At 72.3% G+C, this 15,195-nt stretch carries 12 protein-coding genes and 1 tRNA gene; 6 read left to right on the top strand and 7 right to left on the bottom strand.

Going from position 1 to position 15,195, the window contains the following annotated elements:
- Positions 1–2 precede the first annotated feature (2 nt).
- From MYMAC_RS03965 to MYMAC_RS03975, 3 genes are all read right to left on the bottom strand, one after another.
- Positions 3–1,115, bottom strand: a complete 1,113-nt coding sequence (locus MYMAC_RS03965) for a hypothetical protein (protein ID WP_239989332.1) — start codon at positions 1,113–1,115, stop codon at positions 3–5.
- A gap of 70 nt (positions 1,116–1,185) precedes the next feature.
- A complete protein-coding gene (locus MYMAC_RS03970; protein ID WP_095957096.1) occupies positions 1,186–3,735 on the bottom strand; it encodes a VIT domain-containing protein in 2,550 nt (849 codons plus the stop codon).
- Positions 3,732–4,226: a MerR family transcriptional regulator gene (locus tag MYMAC_RS03975; RefSeq protein ID WP_013936074.1), complete on the bottom strand. Its 495-nt coding sequence runs from the start codon at positions 4,224–4,226 to the stop codon at positions 3,732–3,734. Before MYMAC_RS03975 ends, MYMAC_RS03970 begins: the two co-directional genes overlap by 4 nt.
- A gap of 219 nt (positions 4,227–4,445) precedes the next feature.
- Between MYMAC_RS03975 and MYMAC_RS03980 the strand changes: the two genes are divergently transcribed.
- Complete coding sequence (locus tag MYMAC_RS03980; protein ID WP_013936073.1) at positions 4,446–4,907, top strand: DUF2721 domain-containing protein; 462 nt, start codon at positions 4,446–4,448, stop codon at positions 4,905–4,907.
- A 6-nt stretch (positions 4,908–4,913) separates the two neighbouring features.
- Here MYMAC_RS03980 and MYMAC_RS03985 read toward each other — a convergent pair whose 3' ends face one another.
- Genes MYMAC_RS03985 through MYMAC_RS03995 form a run of 3 tightly spaced genes read right to left on the bottom strand, consistent with a single transcriptional unit; the run spans position 4,914 to position 8,429 of the window.
- Complete coding sequence (locus MYMAC_RS03985; RefSeq protein ID WP_013936072.1) at positions 4,914–5,759, bottom strand: slipin family protein; 846 nt, start codon at positions 5,757–5,759, stop codon at positions 4,914–4,916.
- Positions 5,759–7,114, bottom strand: coding sequence for an NfeD family protein (locus MYMAC_RS03990; protein ID WP_095957097.1), 1,356 nt, complete (start codon positions 7,112–7,114; stop codon positions 5,759–5,761). Before MYMAC_RS03990 ends, MYMAC_RS03985 begins: the two co-directional genes overlap by 1 nt.
- Before the next feature lies 1 nt (position 7,115).
- Complete coding sequence (locus MYMAC_RS03995) at positions 7,116–8,429, bottom strand: glycosyltransferase (RefSeq protein ID WP_095961462.1); 1,314 nt, start codon at positions 8,427–8,429, stop codon at positions 7,116–7,118.
- Positions 8,430–8,643: 214 nt separating this feature from the next.
- Between MYMAC_RS03995 and MYMAC_RS04000 the strand changes: the two genes are divergently transcribed.
- Positions 8,644–8,871, top strand: a complete 228-nt coding sequence (locus MYMAC_RS04000) for a hypothetical protein (RefSeq protein ID WP_095957098.1) — start codon at positions 8,644–8,646, stop codon at positions 8,869–8,871.
- 145 nt (positions 8,872–9,016) lie between these two features.
- Positions 9,017–9,184: an amidohydrolase family protein gene (locus MYMAC_RS36630; RefSeq protein WP_157757442.1), complete on the top strand. Its 168-nt coding sequence runs from the start codon at positions 9,017–9,019 to the stop codon at positions 9,182–9,184.
- Here the strand turns inward: MYMAC_RS36630 and nhaR are convergent.
- Positions 9,174–10,073, bottom strand: coding sequence for a transcriptional activator NhaR (gene nhaR / locus MYMAC_RS04005; RefSeq protein WP_013936067.1), 900 nt, complete (start codon positions 10,071–10,073; stop codon positions 9,174–9,176). The two genes, MYMAC_RS36630 and nhaR, sit on opposite strands and share 11 nt — an antisense overlap.
- A gap of 117 nt (positions 10,074–10,190) precedes the next feature.
- On the opposite strand from nhaR, the gene MYMAC_RS04010 reads away from it, so the two are divergent.
- The 3 genes from MYMAC_RS04010 (at position 10,191) to MYMAC_RS04020 (ending at position 15,194) form a co-directional block, all read left to right on the top strand.
- Positions 10,191–10,985, top strand: coding sequence for a sigma-70 family RNA polymerase sigma factor (locus MYMAC_RS04010; RefSeq protein WP_204817370.1), 795 nt, complete (start codon positions 10,191–10,193; stop codon positions 10,983–10,985).
- Between the two features lie 88 nt (positions 10,986–11,073).
- Positions 11,074–11,146, top strand: a tRNA-Phe gene (locus MYMAC_RS04015).
- Between the two features lie 178 nt (positions 11,147–11,324).
- Entirely contained in the window at positions 11,325–15,194 is a 3,870-nt protein-coding gene (locus MYMAC_RS04020) for a DEAD/DEAH box helicase (RefSeq protein WP_239989333.1), read from the top strand.
- The last annotated feature ends 1 nt before the right edge of the window (position 15,195 follow it).

A 15,195-nucleotide genomic window follows, 5' to 3' on the forward strand; every position in this document is an offset into this window, starting at 1 on the left:
GGTTAGAAGCGGCCCACCATCGAAACGCCTTTGCCGCCCTGCGGCGTCGTGAGCGGCGCCAGCGCCACCTGGGGCGCATCCGGCGCGTCGAAGTTCCGGGTGAGGTACGTGGTGAGGGCCAGGCCGCCGAGTACGCCGAAGCCGCTGCCCACGAGGATGGCGTCGCCCGCGTCGTTGCCCGCGGTGAGGTAGACGGCGCTCGCGCCCACCAGCCCGCCGAGGATGCCGCCCGCGTCGATGATGAGCATGCGGCCCCGGGACACCGGCACGTACTTCGACAGGATGGCCATCGACAGGATGCCCGCGGCGGTAGCGCCCAGCTCGACGGCGAAGAAGTCCTGGGTGTCACCCCCGTCCGCAGCGGCGAGGAACAGCGCCGTCACCGCGCCCGCCCAGAGGCCGCCCGAGTTGGCCAGGGACACCTGCCCCGACGTGGGGTTCACCAGGTGCGCCAGCAGGACGCCCACGCCGGTGAAGCCCGCGCCGCCGAGCACGGCGGCGCCGAGCGCGTTGTCTCCGTCCAGGTCGAAGGCGAGCAGGGACGCGACGCCGAACCAGAAGCCCCACACGGTGCCGGAGTTGATGACGGCGGCCTGGCCGTCCGTCACACCGCCCCGGGTGAGCAGCAGCGAGCTGGCGGCGCCCGCGCCCGCGCCCAGCAGGGACACCGCTGCGAAGCCCTGGCCGCTGCAATCGCCGATGGCGCACAGGAGGATGCCTTGCGCCGCGCCGTGCAGCGTCTGCACCACGACGAGCGAGGCCCGCGCGGCGCTGGAGTGGGGCTCGCGTCCCACCTCGCTCGCGGCGGCGTTGGCCAGCCGTCCCCCGGGCGTGAGCCGGGTTCGGGAGAGGCGGGCCATCTCGGTGGCATAGGGGTGCTGCGGACAGGCCACGAGCACCCGCTCGAACAGCGCCAGCGCCTTCGCGTCGTCGCCGCTCACGAGCGCATCGAAGCCCGCCGAATAGTCCGCCTCGGAGCCCGGCGCGCAGGCCTCGGGCGTGGACACCAGGGGCGGCGCGGTGACCGTCTCCGGTGTGGTGGCCTCGGAAGGGGGAGGAGCCTCCGGGGACTGCGCGGCGAGCGTGGCGAGCAGGAGGAGCGTGGCGGGCGTCATGGCGCACGCCACTGTATGCGAAGCGCGGCGGTGGCATGTGCCGGTCATGCCACCACCTGTTCGCCGTGCGTCAGCGCGCGGCCAGCGTGTCGACGTGCTCGCGCAGGGCCACTTCATTGCCCAGCCGGCCGTTGAGTCCGGTCAGCGGCTTCGCGGCCTGCTCGATGCGGCCCCGGGTGCGCGGGCCCGCCGCGGCCAGCCACGCCACGCCCAGCGCCAGCTCCGCCACCCGCGCATCCCCGCCGAGGCTCGCCGCCAGGGACAGCAGGGCCTCCACCGCCTTCTTCACCTGCGCGCCGTGCAGCGGGTGGCTGCTGGTGATGCCCTCGCGCAGCAACGTCAGCAGGGCCAGCGCCGTGGCGCGCGCCTGGCGCACGGGCTCTGCGCCCTCGCCGGTGCCTTCCCAGAGCCCGTTGGCGAGCTGCCGCGACAGCAGGCTCTCCGCGCCCGTGTCGACACCGCCCTCGGCCGCCGGCGCCTCCGCGAGGTACGCGTCGGATTCCTCGGCCTCCGAATCCGCCATCACCTTCGACGGTGGCGCATCGCGGAAGAAGCTGGAGAGGATTCCTCCCTTCTCGCGCTTCTTCTTGGCGGCCTTGCCCTGCTCGCGCGACTCGACCCTCATCACCATCCAGTCCGTGGTGCCGTCATCGTCATCCATGGAGGAAGCCCACTGTGTGGGGGCGGGTGGAGGCGCTCCCGGGGTGATGCGCCGCAATGGGACCTGCGGCCGAGGCACGGCGCCACTCGCCGCCAGCCGTCCGCGGCGAGGCGCTGCGCCACCGAATGCGCCTTCCTCCTTGTTCTTCGCGCCGAACATGTCCCAGCCCGCGGGCGCATTCACGGGGATGACGCGCGTCTTCGCCTGCCCCGAGTTCCGCCGTTCGCCCTTGCGCTCCTCCACCACGACGAACGAGGTGTACCGGGTGACAAGCTGGTGCGCGACGGCCAGCTCGACGATGCGCTGCTTCATGGACTCCGCGCGGCGTCCGGTGAGCTGCGCGGCCTCCCAGCCTCGGATGCGCTCGGCGGCCCACAACTTCTCCACCGCCGGCCGGTCCGACGCCGCCGGAAGGTCCACGCGAACGGTGAGCGAGAAGGGCTCCCGCCCCGAGCGCCCGCGCAGCGTCACCGTACCCGTCCCAGGCGAGGCATAGCGGCCCAGCAGCGTCCAGGGCACGCCATCCACCAGGGGCGGCAGCTCGGCGGGCGCCAGCTCCACGCACTCCACGCCGTCGAAGTGCGCCTCCAGCTCGGTGACACGCGGGGCCAGCGCGCGGGAGAACTGCGCCACCACCTTGTCGTCGATTCGCTCGCCCGGGTGGATGAACTCCACGTCTCCGCCCGTCTGCTTCGCCAGGTCCCGCAGCAGCACGTCGCTGACGTTGGTGCCAATGCCAAACGAGTACACCCGCGCCGTCTTCCGAGCTTCGAGCACCGCGCGCAGAATCTCCGACTCGTTCCCCACCTGGCCGTCCGTGAGCAGCACGATGACGCCGTCGGGCGCCGCCTGCACCGCGGCGCGCATGGGCGCGAGCAGCTCCGTGCCACCGTTCGCGTTCAGCGCGGCCACCCAGCGGTCCGCCTCTTCGAGCGTGCGCTGCGTGAAGGGCACGGGCTGGGGCTGGAATGTCTGGAAGCGATTCTCGAACGCGATGACGTTGAAGCGGTCGCCCTCGCGCAGGTGGCGCAGGCACAGCCGGAGCGCGGCCTGGGCCTGGGGCAGGCTGCCGCCGGCCATGGAGCCGGAGACGTCCACGACGAACACCACCTCCTGCTTGGGCGGCGCGGAGGCCAGGGCCAGCAGGTCCGGCACCACGGTGAGCGCGAAGGTGCCCGGGCCCGTATCGCCGTTGCGGTGCGTGACGAGCGGGGTGAACACCGCGCTCGTGTCCGGGCTGCGCAGGCTGAGCACCAGGTCGCGGTCCAGGGCCACCTCGCCGCGCGAGAAGCCCACGCGCACGCGGGTGCCTTCCTCCCGGGTGACGGTGACGGCGTGGGACGGGCTCTCCACCACCACCTCGCGGCCCAGGTCCACGAGCAGGTCCATGCGCAGGCCGTAGTGCACCTCCCCCACGGGCGGGGTGATGCGGTCCGCGTCCGGCACCTGCGTGGTGGGCTCGTCACGGCCATGTCCGGTGCGGTCGCCCGTGGTCGCGCCGGGGATGTAGCGAGGCGCCACCAGCGTGGGCAGCATCCAGCGCACGCTGCCTTCCTCGGCGGTGACGGGCTGGAGGAACTCCACCTCCACCACCGTCTCCTCATAGGGCAGCAGGTTGCCCACCTGGGCGGTGAAGACGTTTCGGCGCTCCTCGTCGAGCAGCGCGGCGCCGTGGCCGGCCGTGACGGCGTCGTCGTAGGCGCGGAAGGCCTCCTCGCGCTCCCGCACCACGCCTTCGATGCGCCGCCCCGCGCACGTCATGGAGAAGGCGGAGAGGGTGGCATCCGAGGGGAGGGGGAAGGTGTAGATGGCCTCCACCGGTTGGTACTCCTCGTTGCGGTAGCGCTGGCGAACGCGGACGCGCGCGTGGCCGCCGAGGAGCTCGCCCGTGACTTCGACACCCTGGAGGGGGACCTGCGTGCCGTTGCGCGTGTACAGCCCAGTCTTCTCGTTGGTCATGGCTTCTCCCTTTCCTGGAACTCCGCGATGAGGGCGCGAACGCGTTCCGCGAGCGCCCGGGTCTTCGTGTCCGCTGCTTCCGAGACGTGCAGCTCCAGCCCCGGGAGCAGCTCCCAGCGCTCGTAACGATTCAGGCCCGTGGCCGGTCTTCGCGGCGCTTGCGGCGCCACCGTGGCGGGCCCCGGCGCGGGCTGCGCGTACACCGGGGGCGTGGGTGTCGCGTCCGAGTCGGCGAGCTGTCGCAGCTCCTCCAGGCTCAGCCGCTGCAGCTCCGCCTGGATGGCATCCAGGGGAAGGAACCGCGCCTGCAGGACGCGGATGGCCTTGAGCCGCACCAGGTGCTCTTCCCCGTACACGGTGTCGGGGCCCCGGAAGGGGGGCGCGGGGAGCAGTCCGCGTTGGACGTAGTAGCGCACCGTCCGCGGCGAGACGCCCACCGCCTCGGCCAGCTCCGCCAGCTTCCATTCGCTCTGTGTCTTCGGCGTGCTCACGGTTCAGACAGTACGACTCGACATTGATGGTGTCAAGTTGCCACTGGCTGGTTCGCGACAGTTCCTCGACAGCGGGCAGCCTCGGCAGTGGACCTGTCTCGACAGTGCCACTGCCGAGTCCTGACACCGGGCGTTTGCTTGTTCGCTGTCATGAACTGGGGGCGAGGGAGGGGCACGGAGGTGTTGCGCCGGCCGGTGCGGGGTGGAACAGAGGAGGGCATGAATGGCGTCGCGGAAGGCATGGACCTCTCCTCCATCCGGCTCATCGGCACGGCGGTGACGCCCGCGGTGATGGTGTCGGCGTGTGGCATCGTGGCGACGGGGTTGGACAACCAGATTGCGCGGATGACGTCGCGCATCCGGGAGATGGTGCGGGAGTGGCGCCTGCTGCCGGAGGAGCACGCCCGGCGCGCGGTGCTGCGTCAGGAGGTCGCCATCCTGGACCGGCGGCACGCCATCCTCGCCCGGGCCATTGGCTTCACGTACACGGCGCTGCTGGCCTTCGTGGTGACGTCGCTGCTGTACCTGACGAAGCGGCAGACGCAGATTCCAGAGGTGCTGCCGGTGGTGTCCTTCTCGGTGGGCGTGGTGCTGCTGGGCGCGACGGCGCTGCTCGTGCTGGCGTCGCTGCGGCTGAGCCGGCGGGCCATCAAGCTGGAGCGGCGGGAGCTCTTCGAGTAGCGGGCGTCAGGACAGGCCGCCCGCGGGAGGCCCTTCGTCCTCCCCGGCCTCGGCGTAGCGCCGGTCCTCGTCGTGGCCGTCGTCGGCCTGCTCCCAGCCGGCCTTCACGCCGCTGAGCGTGCGCAGCAGGTCCAGCGGGATGGGCAGGATGGTGTGGTTGCCGCCGGTGGTGATCTCCACCAGCGTCTGGAGGTAGCGGAGCTGGAGGGTGGCCGGGTAGCGGCCGAGGACCTTGGCGGCCATGGAGAGCTTCTCGGCGGCCTGATGTTCGCCCTCGGCGGCGATGATCTTCGCGCGGCGCTCGCGCTCGGCCTCGGCCTGCCGCGCGATGGCCCGTTGCATCTCCACCGGCAGGTCGATGTGCTTCACCTCCACGTTGGACACCTTCACGCCCCACGGGTCGGTGCGCGAGTCGAGCACCTGCTGAATCTCCTGGTTGACGCGCTCGCGCTCGGTGAGGAGCTGGTCCAGGTCCACCTGGCCCAGGATGGAGCGCAGGGTCGTCTGGGCGAGCTGGCTGGTGGCGTAGAGGTAGTCCTCCACCTGGAGCACGGCCTTGTCCGCCTGGATGACGCGGAAGTAGACGACGGCGTTCACCTTCACGCTGACGTTGTCGCGGGTGATGACGTCCTGCGGGGGCACGTCGCGCGCGATGGTGCGCAGGTCGATGATGACCATGCGCTCCACGAAGGGGATGAGCCAGCGGAAGCCCGCGCGCTTGAGGCCCACGAAGCGCCCGAGCCGGAACACCACGCCGTTCTGGTACTCGTTGACGATTCGCACCCCGGACAGGAAGAGCATGAACAGGATGGCGACGGGGATGAGCAGTCCGAGCAGTCCGGTCAGTTGCATCATGTCGGTACCTCGTCGACGAAGAGGGTGAGTCCTTCCATGCCGCGCACCACCACGTGCGCGCCGGAGCGGATGGGGGTGGTGGAGGTGGCGCGCCAGCGCTCTCCATGGACGAACACCTCGCCGCGCTCCGGGGTCACCGGCGCCAGGGCGGTGCCTCGCTCCCCCACGAGCCCCAGGTCACCCACCCGCTGGGGGAGCCGCCGGGTCTGCGCGCTCCGGTAGGCGACGTAGGCCGCGGCGCCCGCCAGCGCCACCGTGGTGGGCACCAGCCACGTCCATGACACCTGGAAGGAGCGGTCCACGAACCACTCCGGGTCGAAGCGGTCCATCAGGAACAGGCCCCCCAGGCCCAGCAGCACCACGCCCGCCGCGCCGAGCAGGCCACTGGTGACGAACAGCTCCGCGATGATGAGGGCCGCGCCCGCCAGCATCAGCAGCACCGCGCCGGCGCGGACCGGCAGCGCGGAGGACGCCACCAGCGCGAGCACGAGCGCCACCGCGCCGATGAGCCCTGGGACGATGGCGCCCGGGTGTGACAGCTCCACCACCAGCCCCAGCGCGGCCACCAGGAACAGCAGGTACACGATGGCCGGGTTGGCGAGCGCGTGCACGGCGCGCTGGGACAGCGTGGGCTCCAGCGTGACGAGGTGCGCGTCCAGGGTGGAGAGCCGCACGATTTCACCCTCCGCCACCGTCACGCGCCGCCCGTCCGCCTGGGCGAGGAAGTCCGCCTCGGTGGGCGCCACGTACTCCACCACGCGCAGCGCGCGCGCGGCGTCCGCGGGGACGCTGACGCTGTCGCGCACGGCGGAGGCCGCCCACTCCGCGTTGCGGCCCCGCTGCTGGGCGACGCTCTGCGCGAACGCGACGGTGTCGTTCTCCACCTTGCGGGCCAGGTGCTCTCCGCCCACGGCTTCCGGGGACTGGCCGGAGGGGCCCACCACGGGGTGCGCGGCGCCGATGTTGGTGCCTGGCGCCATGGCCGCGACGTTGGAGGCCAGGGTGATGAACACGCCCGCGCTGCCCGCGCGTGCGCCGGAGGGGCCCACCCAGACGAGCACGGGGATGTCCGACGCCAGGAAGGCCCGGACGATGTGGCGCGTGGCCTCCAACGAGCCGCCGGGCGTGTCCAGCCGCACGAGGAGCGCGTCATGGCCCGCGGCCTCGGCGCGCGCGACGCAGTCGGACAGGTAGCCGCTGGTGCCCGTGTCGACCACGCCCTCCAGCTCGCAGCGCGCGACGGTGGGGACGCCCTCCGGTGGAGGCGCCTGGGCCGCGGACGCGAGCAGGGCGGCCGTGAGGACACAGAGGAGCGCCGGGCCCGCGAGTCTCCATCGTGCCCGTTGGCGCATCTCACGCCCCCTTCTGGAGCTGGGCGGGGTTGAAGGAGACGGGGACGATGCCGCGCGGAGGCAGGGGCCGCACGGAGGCCAGGTGCTTCAGCAGGCGCAGGTGGTCCCTGAGCATCCGGGGCATGAGGAAGTGCTCGCGCACATGGGCATGGCCGCGTTCACCCAGCAGGTGGGCCTCGTCGGGGCGGCGCAGCAGGTGGAGCATGGCCTCGGCGCACTCCTCCACGGTGTCCACCAGGACGCCGCCGGTGCCCTCGGGGAGCTGCATGGGGATGCCGCCCGCGCGGCCACCGACGACCGGGGTGCCCTTCCACAGGGTCTCCGAGACGACGAGCCCGAAGCCCTCCCGGAGGGACTTCTGGACGACGACGTCGGAGACGGACTGGAGCGCGTTGACCTCGATGTTCCCCACGCCGACCAGGTTGGTGAGGATGTGGATGAGGCTGTCACCGGCGGTGGCGTCGCGCAGCTCCTCGTACACCTCCCAGCCCTCGGGGTCGTCCATGGCCAGGGAGCCCGCGAGCGCGAGCTGGAGGTCGGGGACGTGGGGCCGCACGCGCTGGTAGGCGCGGATGACGCCGAGCGGGTCCTTCCACCGGTCGAAGCGGCTGACCTGGGTGACGAGGGGGCGGTGGGTGCGAATGCCAATCCACTCCAGCACGTCACGGGCGAGCGGCTCCGGCAGCGAGTGGTTCTTCGGGCTGAGCGGGTCGATGGCGGGCGGGTAGAGGCGGACGTCCTGGATGGGGAGCCGGGGGGGGATGAACTCCCGCATCGTGAAGATGGCGGCGTCGTAGGCGTGGAGGTAGGGCGACAGGAAGTCCCAGAAGGAGGGGTTGGGGTGCGAGGTGTCGATGTGGCAGCGCCATATCCACCGCGCGTCGAGATGCGGGCTCAGCGCGGCGAGGACGGCGGGCTGCGGGTCGTGGACGAAGATGAAGTCGTAGTTCTCCGAGTCGGTGACGAGCCGGTGGGCGTTGAGCTGGGCGTTGGCCAGATACGTGGCCTTCTCGGATTCGGTCAGCTCGCCGGGCGCGCCCTGCAGGCCGTTGTGGATGCGCTTGGTGACCTGGAAGAAGGTGTCATCGCCGTGGATGAGCTTCCAATCCGTGGCGAGGCCCAGGTCGTTGTAGAGAGGAATCAGGGAGCGGAGGATTTCAGAGACGCCGCCGCCATAGGGCGTGGAGCTCAGGTGCATGCAGCGGGCGCCGCGCAGGTCCTCGGAGAGGTGGTGCAGCTCGTCGAGGATTTCGCCGGGGGCAATCCCGCGATAGGTGGCAAGCGAACGCTTGCCGACATCCACGACGTCCAGCATGGCCTCGGCCTCCCAGGTGGGCGCTCCATCCAAGGGTGCGCATGGGGCGCGGGGACAACCGGCGGCTTCCGCCTGCCCGGCTGCTGCGCGGCGCCAGGGACGAGCGCCCGGCCGCGGGCCCGGGCATCCGCTGGTGGACGTTCGAGGTCGTCGGCAGATTGTCGATGAAGGGCGCGCTCCCTAGGGTCCGTCCGCAGCTCGATAAGGAGGCTCCATGCGTCGTGCCGTACTCCTCGCCCTGGGCGTGGCCGTTGCCGCGCTCGCTTGCAAGACCACGCAGCCCTCGGGCGCGGAGGAACAACAGCCCTTGATGGGGCCGGACCAGATTCGTGAGCCCGTGCAGACGGTGCCAGACTCGCCGGCCGGCCCCGCGACGCCCCTGCCGGAGACCGACGCGGGGACGCCGGAGTCGCAGACCGCGCCGGAGTCGCAGCCGGAGTAGGCGAAGCACCCGGCCAGCGGTGGTCGCCACGCATGGGTCCGTGACAGCGCATCCTGCCTCGCGCGCAGTTCGCGTCCGAGGTGGCACGCGGGAGGAGTCACGGTGCTGGCGACAGTCTACCGGGCGCAGCGGGTGTGGACGTTGGATGGGGCGCGGCAGGCTGGCGCCGGGGCTGGACGCCGACTTCGTGGCCCTGTCGGAGGACCCGCTGGAGGGGCCCGCCTCGGCGTTGGTGGAGGCGCGGGCCCTGGCCACCGTGGTCGCGGGCGCGGAGGTGCACCGCGCGGCGCCTCGAGGCGCGCTCACTCGTTGAAGATATGGGAGCGCGCCGCCTCGGCGATGGTGACGACGGCGGGGTGGCGAATCTTGCGCTCCACGGTGATGGCGTAGAAGCACGTCTCGATTTCGTGGGTGCGCCCGATAACGGAGCAGTTGAACTGGCGCTCCACCTCCGCCTCGATGGCGCTGGGCATGGCGAACACGCCGTGCCCGCGCTGCCCGAAGGCCTGGAGCAGCGCGCTGTCGTCGAAGTCCCCCGCGATGACGGGGCGCAGGCCCTTGCGCTCGAACCACAGGTCCATGGAGCGGCGCGCGGAGGACTCGTCAGAAGGCAGCAGCACCGGCGCACCGTCCAGGGACTGGGGGAAGTTCTCCTTGAGCTCCAGCAGCTTGCCGGCCGCGAAGAAGGACACGCCGCACTTGCCCAGCAAGTGGTTGAAGGAGCGCACGCTCACCGGCTCCGAGCTGGGCGCGTCCGCGAGCACCACGTCCAGCTCGTGCAGCGCCAGCGAGGCGAGCAACTGCGGCAGAGGGCCCTCGCGGCAGATGATGCGCAGTGACGGGCCGGCGTCGAGCGCGGGCTTGAGGAGTTGCTCCGCCACCAGCTTGGGGATGACGTCGACCACGCCGACGTTGAGCCGCAACTGCTGCCCGGGCGGCAGGCCGGAGACCACGTTCTTCAGCTCATTGCCCAGGCGGAAGATTTCATCCGCGTAGCGCATCACCGTGCGGCCCACGTCCGTGAGCACCAGCTTGCGGCCCTGGCGCTCGAACAGCTTGTGGCCCAGCGACTCCTCCAGGAGCTTGAGCTGGCTGCTGATGGTGGGCTGCGCCAGGTGCAGCTCCTCGCCCGCCTTGGCGATGCTGCCCGCCCTCGCAACCGTCCAGAAGTACAGGAGGTGATGATAGTTGAGCCAGCTCATGCCCATAGAGATAATCGAAGTTTCGCCGCCAAACTATCTAATTTTCTTATTGGGGCCCGACCTTTAACTTCCTCTGCGTCGCGCCGTCGTGTGGGCGCGTCCAACCGGAGGAGGTCCATGGAAGCCATCAACCTGAACATGTCCTGTGAGTCCCCTGAGCTCGTGGTTTCGGCCGAGGTCGTGGAAGCGCGCGTCCGTGGACACCTGGAGCTGGTGCGGCGGCTGGCGTGGAAATACCGGTGGACCGGCCTGTCGATGGAAGAGCTGGTGGCGGAGGGCAACGTCGGGTTGATGGAGGCCGCGGGGCGGTTCGAGGAGCGAGGGGTGCCGTTCGCGGCGTACGCCAACCAGTGGATTCGTGCGCGCATCCGCGCCTACGTGGGGCGCAACTGGAGCATGGCGGGCGGCCGGGCGCCGTGGGTGGTGTTCCAACTCCGCCGGGAGCGGGCGCGGCTGGAGGCCCGGTGGGGGGAGGGGCACCCGGAGGTGGAGAAGCGCCTGGCCGAGGCCCTGGGGAAGCGGGAGGACGAGGTGGCCCGCGCCATGGAGGCGCTGTCTCGGGACGTGTCGCTGGACGCGCCGGTGTCGCCGGACTCGGAGTCCACGCGCCTGGAGGGGCTGACGGCGGAGGCGGACTCGCAGGAGGACCTGGTGGACCGGGCGCGGTGGGCGCGGCGGCTCCGGGACAGCGTGGACGCGGCCTGGCCGGAGCTGGATGCCCGCGAGCGGGCGCTGGTGGAGGAGCGGATGCTGGCGGAGGACGGGGTGAGCGCGGAGCTGCTGGCGCGCCGCTTCGGGGTGACGGCGGTGCGCATCCGGCAGATCGAACAGGGCCTGCGGGTGAAGCTGCGCCACAGGCTGACGGCCGGTCTCACGGCCTGGGACGGAGAGGCAGTGTCCCTGGCGGCCTGACGCCTGACCGCCCGGGTGGCGGAGAATGCTGTTGACGGAGGAGGGAGGGGCTCGCTATGAAGGCGCCGTTCCGCGCGGTGCCCCTTACGCCCAGGTAGCTCAGTCGGTAGAGCAGGGGATTGAAAATCCCCGTGTCGGTGGTTCGATTCCGCCCCTGGGCACTCAGCGGAGATGAAGGCCTCTGGACTCCTGGTCCAGAGGCTTTTTTCGTTTCGGGCCCCTTGCGTTCCCGGGCCTGCTCGCGGGGGCGGCGGCCGTGCAACCCAGGGGTGCGCCCAGTCCGCGTGGCTTCGAGGAAAGGCGCGGGCACGACCTGCCAAGTGGGGCTAGTTTTCCCAGATGTCCGACGTAGCGACAGTGGATGTGCGCTCCTCGCTGGAGAAGTGGTTGACGGATGCCCTGCTCCGCGAGGAGGCGGGCGAGGGCCTCTACGAACAGGGCGCGGACCTGCTCGCCCGGAAGCGGGTGCGGACCGTCCAGACCCGCGGTGACGTCGTCGAAGGCACTGTCGCCGCGGGGAGCCTGGGGCCTTACTCGGTGCGACTCTCGGCGAGCGGCGAGGGGGAGGTCTTCTCCTGCGCGTGCGCTGACTTCGATGAGGCGTTGTTCTGCAAGCACGTCGTGGCGGTGGGGCTCGCCTGGCTGCGCCAGTCCGCCGACGCGCCCGCCGCCGGGCGTCCCTCCACCAGCGACGCGCTGCGTGCCTGGATGGAGGCGCACCAGGTCGCGCACGCGGGGCAGGTCCCCATCAGCGCGCTCATTCCGCACCTGCCCGGCGAGCTCTTGCGGCATGGCGCGCTCCAGCGCCTGTCGAGCACCTCCTTGTGGAGCGTCCTGGCGACAGAGGCTCTCAAGCGGAACCTCAACGCCCATCACCGGGCTCTGCTGGAAGACGCGGCCTGGGACTACCTGAACAGGGAGGCGGAGCGGGTGCGGCGAGGCGTGGCGCGGGAGCAGGACGCGGCGCCGCGTCCGCCGCCCACGGACCTCCGGTTGAAGCCGCTGATGGAAGCGCTTGTCCGGGAGCGTGGACGCCTCCGCGCGAGGGTGCCGCCCCGCGTGCTGGAGGCCCCACCGGCCATCCTCCTCCGGGAACGTCCCGCGCGGCTGCTTGTCTCGGAGGCCGACGCGTCGAAGGTCGCCCACCTGCTCACCGACGCGCAATTCGGCGGGGTCGTCCTGGAACTCCATCCGCTGCTGGATGGCGGGGCGGGGGTCCACTGCCGGTGTGCGCGCGACGGCGCCGGGGCCTGCGTCCACGCGCTCACGGCGCTGGATGCGGTGCTGGACTCGCTCACCCAGAAGTCCGAGGCGGCGCGCAACGCGCGCCTGGCGGAGCTGCTGTACGACGTCCCCGGGCAGCACATCCTCCAGGCGCTGGAGGTGGCCTCGCTCCCTGCGCGCGAGGATGACGCGCCCGCGCTCGAGTCGCAGGTGAGCTTCCGGCTGGAGCGAGGCAGCCTTCTCCCCTACTCGCTCCGCGCCTACCTGCATCGGCCGACGAAGACGGGGAGGCTCTCCAAGGGGACCCAGGTGGGGTGGCGGGAGCGGCAAGACGCGCTCGCCCAGCTCACCGCTCCCGGAGAGCGAGAGGCGCTCGCGTTGACGGAGGCGAGCGCCTCCCTGGCGTCCTCGGGGTTCAGCTTCAACCCCGCCGCCGAGGAGGGGCACTGGGTGTTGATGCTCCAGGCGCTGCGGGCGCTGGCCCAGAGCGCGCGGCTGCACCTGGCGGAGCGCCCGGACGTGCCGCTCCAGGTCCGCGAAGCGCCGCTGGGCTTCCTCTTCGAGGAAGAGGGCGATGAAGGCACGTTGTGGGTGCGCCCCGCCGTCGAAGGCGCGCCTGTCCAGGTGGCGGACCTGCACCCGCCCACGTCCGCGGCGCGGACCACCCACCCATGGCTGTTGGTGGAGCGCGAGCTTCCGCGCGTCACCCTGCTCACCGTGTCGCCGGAGGCCGGCGCGTTGCTCTCGACGTTGCGCGAGGTGGGGGCGCGGCTCCCCTCCGCCACGCGGGGCGACTTGCTGACGCGCCTGTCCGGGCTGGAGGCCCGCGTGCCGCTGACGCTGCCTCCGTCCATGGAGGGGACGGAGGTCGCGCCCGAGCGCGGGCTGTGGGTCCGGCTGAGGCCCGTGGGCGAGGAGGCGCTGGAGGGCACGGTGCTGGTGCGGCCGCTCCGCGAGGGGCCCTTGCTGGCGCCAGGGGAGGGCGCGCCCGTGGTGCGCGGCGTGCGGGGCCGCGAGCGCGTCCGGGTGGCGCGGGACCTGGAGGCCGAGCGCGCCGAGGCCGCCGGCCTGCTCGAGCGCCTGGGGCTGCCTCCCGGGGCGCACCGCTTCACGCGGGGCGACGTGGCGTCCAGCCTGGCCCTGCTGGAGGCGCTGGAGCCCCTGGCCGGGGAGGAGGTGCGGGTGGAGTGGGCGCAGCAGCCCTGGCGGGTGTCCGGCACGCCCGGCGCGGCGGCGCTGCGGGTGCGGGTGGCGAGCGGGCGGGACTGGTTTGGCGTGGAGGGCGAGCTGAAGGTGGACGGCGAGCGCGTGGCGCTGGCGGTGCTGCTGGAGGCCGTGCGCCGGCGCAGCCAGTATGTCCGGCTCGGGCCGGGGCACTGGATGCGCCTCACCGACGCGCTGCGCGAGCGGCTCGCGCCGCTGGCCGACCTGAGCCACCCCACGCGCAAGGGGTTGGAGGTGAGCACGGCGGCCGCGCCCGTGCTGGACGGACTGGCGGAGGCGGGCGCGCGGGTGCAGGCGCCACCGGACTGGCGCAAGCTGGCCACCCGCATCCGGGAGGCGCAGGCGACGAAGGTGGCTGTCCCCCGGAAGTTGAAGGCCGGGCTGCGGGACTACCAGCGAGAGGGCTTCGTGTGGCTGTCGCGGCTCGCCGCGTGGGGCGGGGGCGCGTGCCTGGCGGATGACATGGGCCTGGGGAAGACGCTCCAGGCGCTGGCGCTCCTGCTGCACCGGGCGGCCGAGGGGCCGGCGCTGGTGGTGGCGCCCACCTCCGTGTGCTTCAACTGGGAGCGCGAGGCGGCGCGCTTCGCCCCCGCGCTGCGCGTGCATGCCTACCGCGAGTCGGACCGCGAGGCGCTGCTGGAGGCGCTGGGGCCCGGGGACGTGCTCGTCGCCAGCTACGGCCTGGTCGTCCAGGACGCGAAGCGCTTCGCGAAGGTGGACTTCGCCACCCTGGTGGTGGACGAGGCCCAGGCGGTGAAGAACCCGGACACCGCGCGGGCTCGGGCCCTGCGCGCGGTGAAGGCCAGCGCGCGCGTCGCGCTGACGGGCACGCCGGTGGAGAACCGCCTGTCGGAGCTCTGGAGCCTCTACGCCTTGCTCTTCCCGGGGCTGCTCGGCAGCCGCGAGTCCTTCCGCGCGCGCTTCGCTGCCCCCATCGAGCGGGACAAGGACGCGGGGGCGCGGGACTCGCTCGCGCGGGTGGTCCGGCCCTTCCTCCTGCGCCGCACCAAGGCGGAGGTGGCGCGCGAGCTGCCCGCGCGAATCGAGACGGTGGTGCCCGTGGCCCTGAGCGCGGGCGAGCGCCGGCTCTACGACGACGTGCGGCTGGCCGCGCTGGCGCAGGTGGGGGACTCCCCCGCGGGGGACCAGCGCTTCGCGCTCCTGGCCGCGCTCACCCGGCTGCGGCTGGCGGCGTGCCATCCCCGGCTGGTCGACGCGGACTCCGTCCTGCCGTCCTCCAAGCTGGAGCGGCTGCTGGAGCTGGTGGACACGGTGCGCGCCTCGGGGAGCCGGGCGCTCGTCTTCAGCCAGTTCGTGAAGCACCTGGCGCTGGCGCGCGAGGCCCTGGAGGCCAGGGGCGTGGCCATGCAGTACCTGGATGGCCAGACGCCCCCGGCCGAGCGGCAGGCGCGCGTGGAGGCCTTCCAGCAGGGGCAGGGGGAGCTGTTCCTCATCTCGTTGAAGGCGGGCGGCACCGGCCTCAACCTCACCGCCGCGGACCACGTCATCCACCTGGACCCCTGGTGGAACCCCGCGGTGGAGGACCAGGCCACGGACCGGGCGCACCGCATCGGCCAGACGCGCCCCGTCACCGTGTCCCGGCTCGTCTCCCAGGGGACGCTGGAGGAGGCCATCCTCGCCCTCCACGCGGAGAAGCGCGAGCTGGCGGACAGCCTCCTCTCCGGAGCGGACGGCGGCGCCGCGCTGTCGCCCGAGCAACTGCTGGCGCTGCTGCGCTTCGGTGCGGCGGGCGGTGCGTGAG

It is taken from the genome of Corallococcus macrosporus DSM 14697, from assembly GCF_002305895.1.
GTDB classification, from domain to species: Bacteria; Myxococcota; Myxococcia; order Myxococcales; family Myxococcaceae; genus Myxococcus; species Myxococcus macrosporus.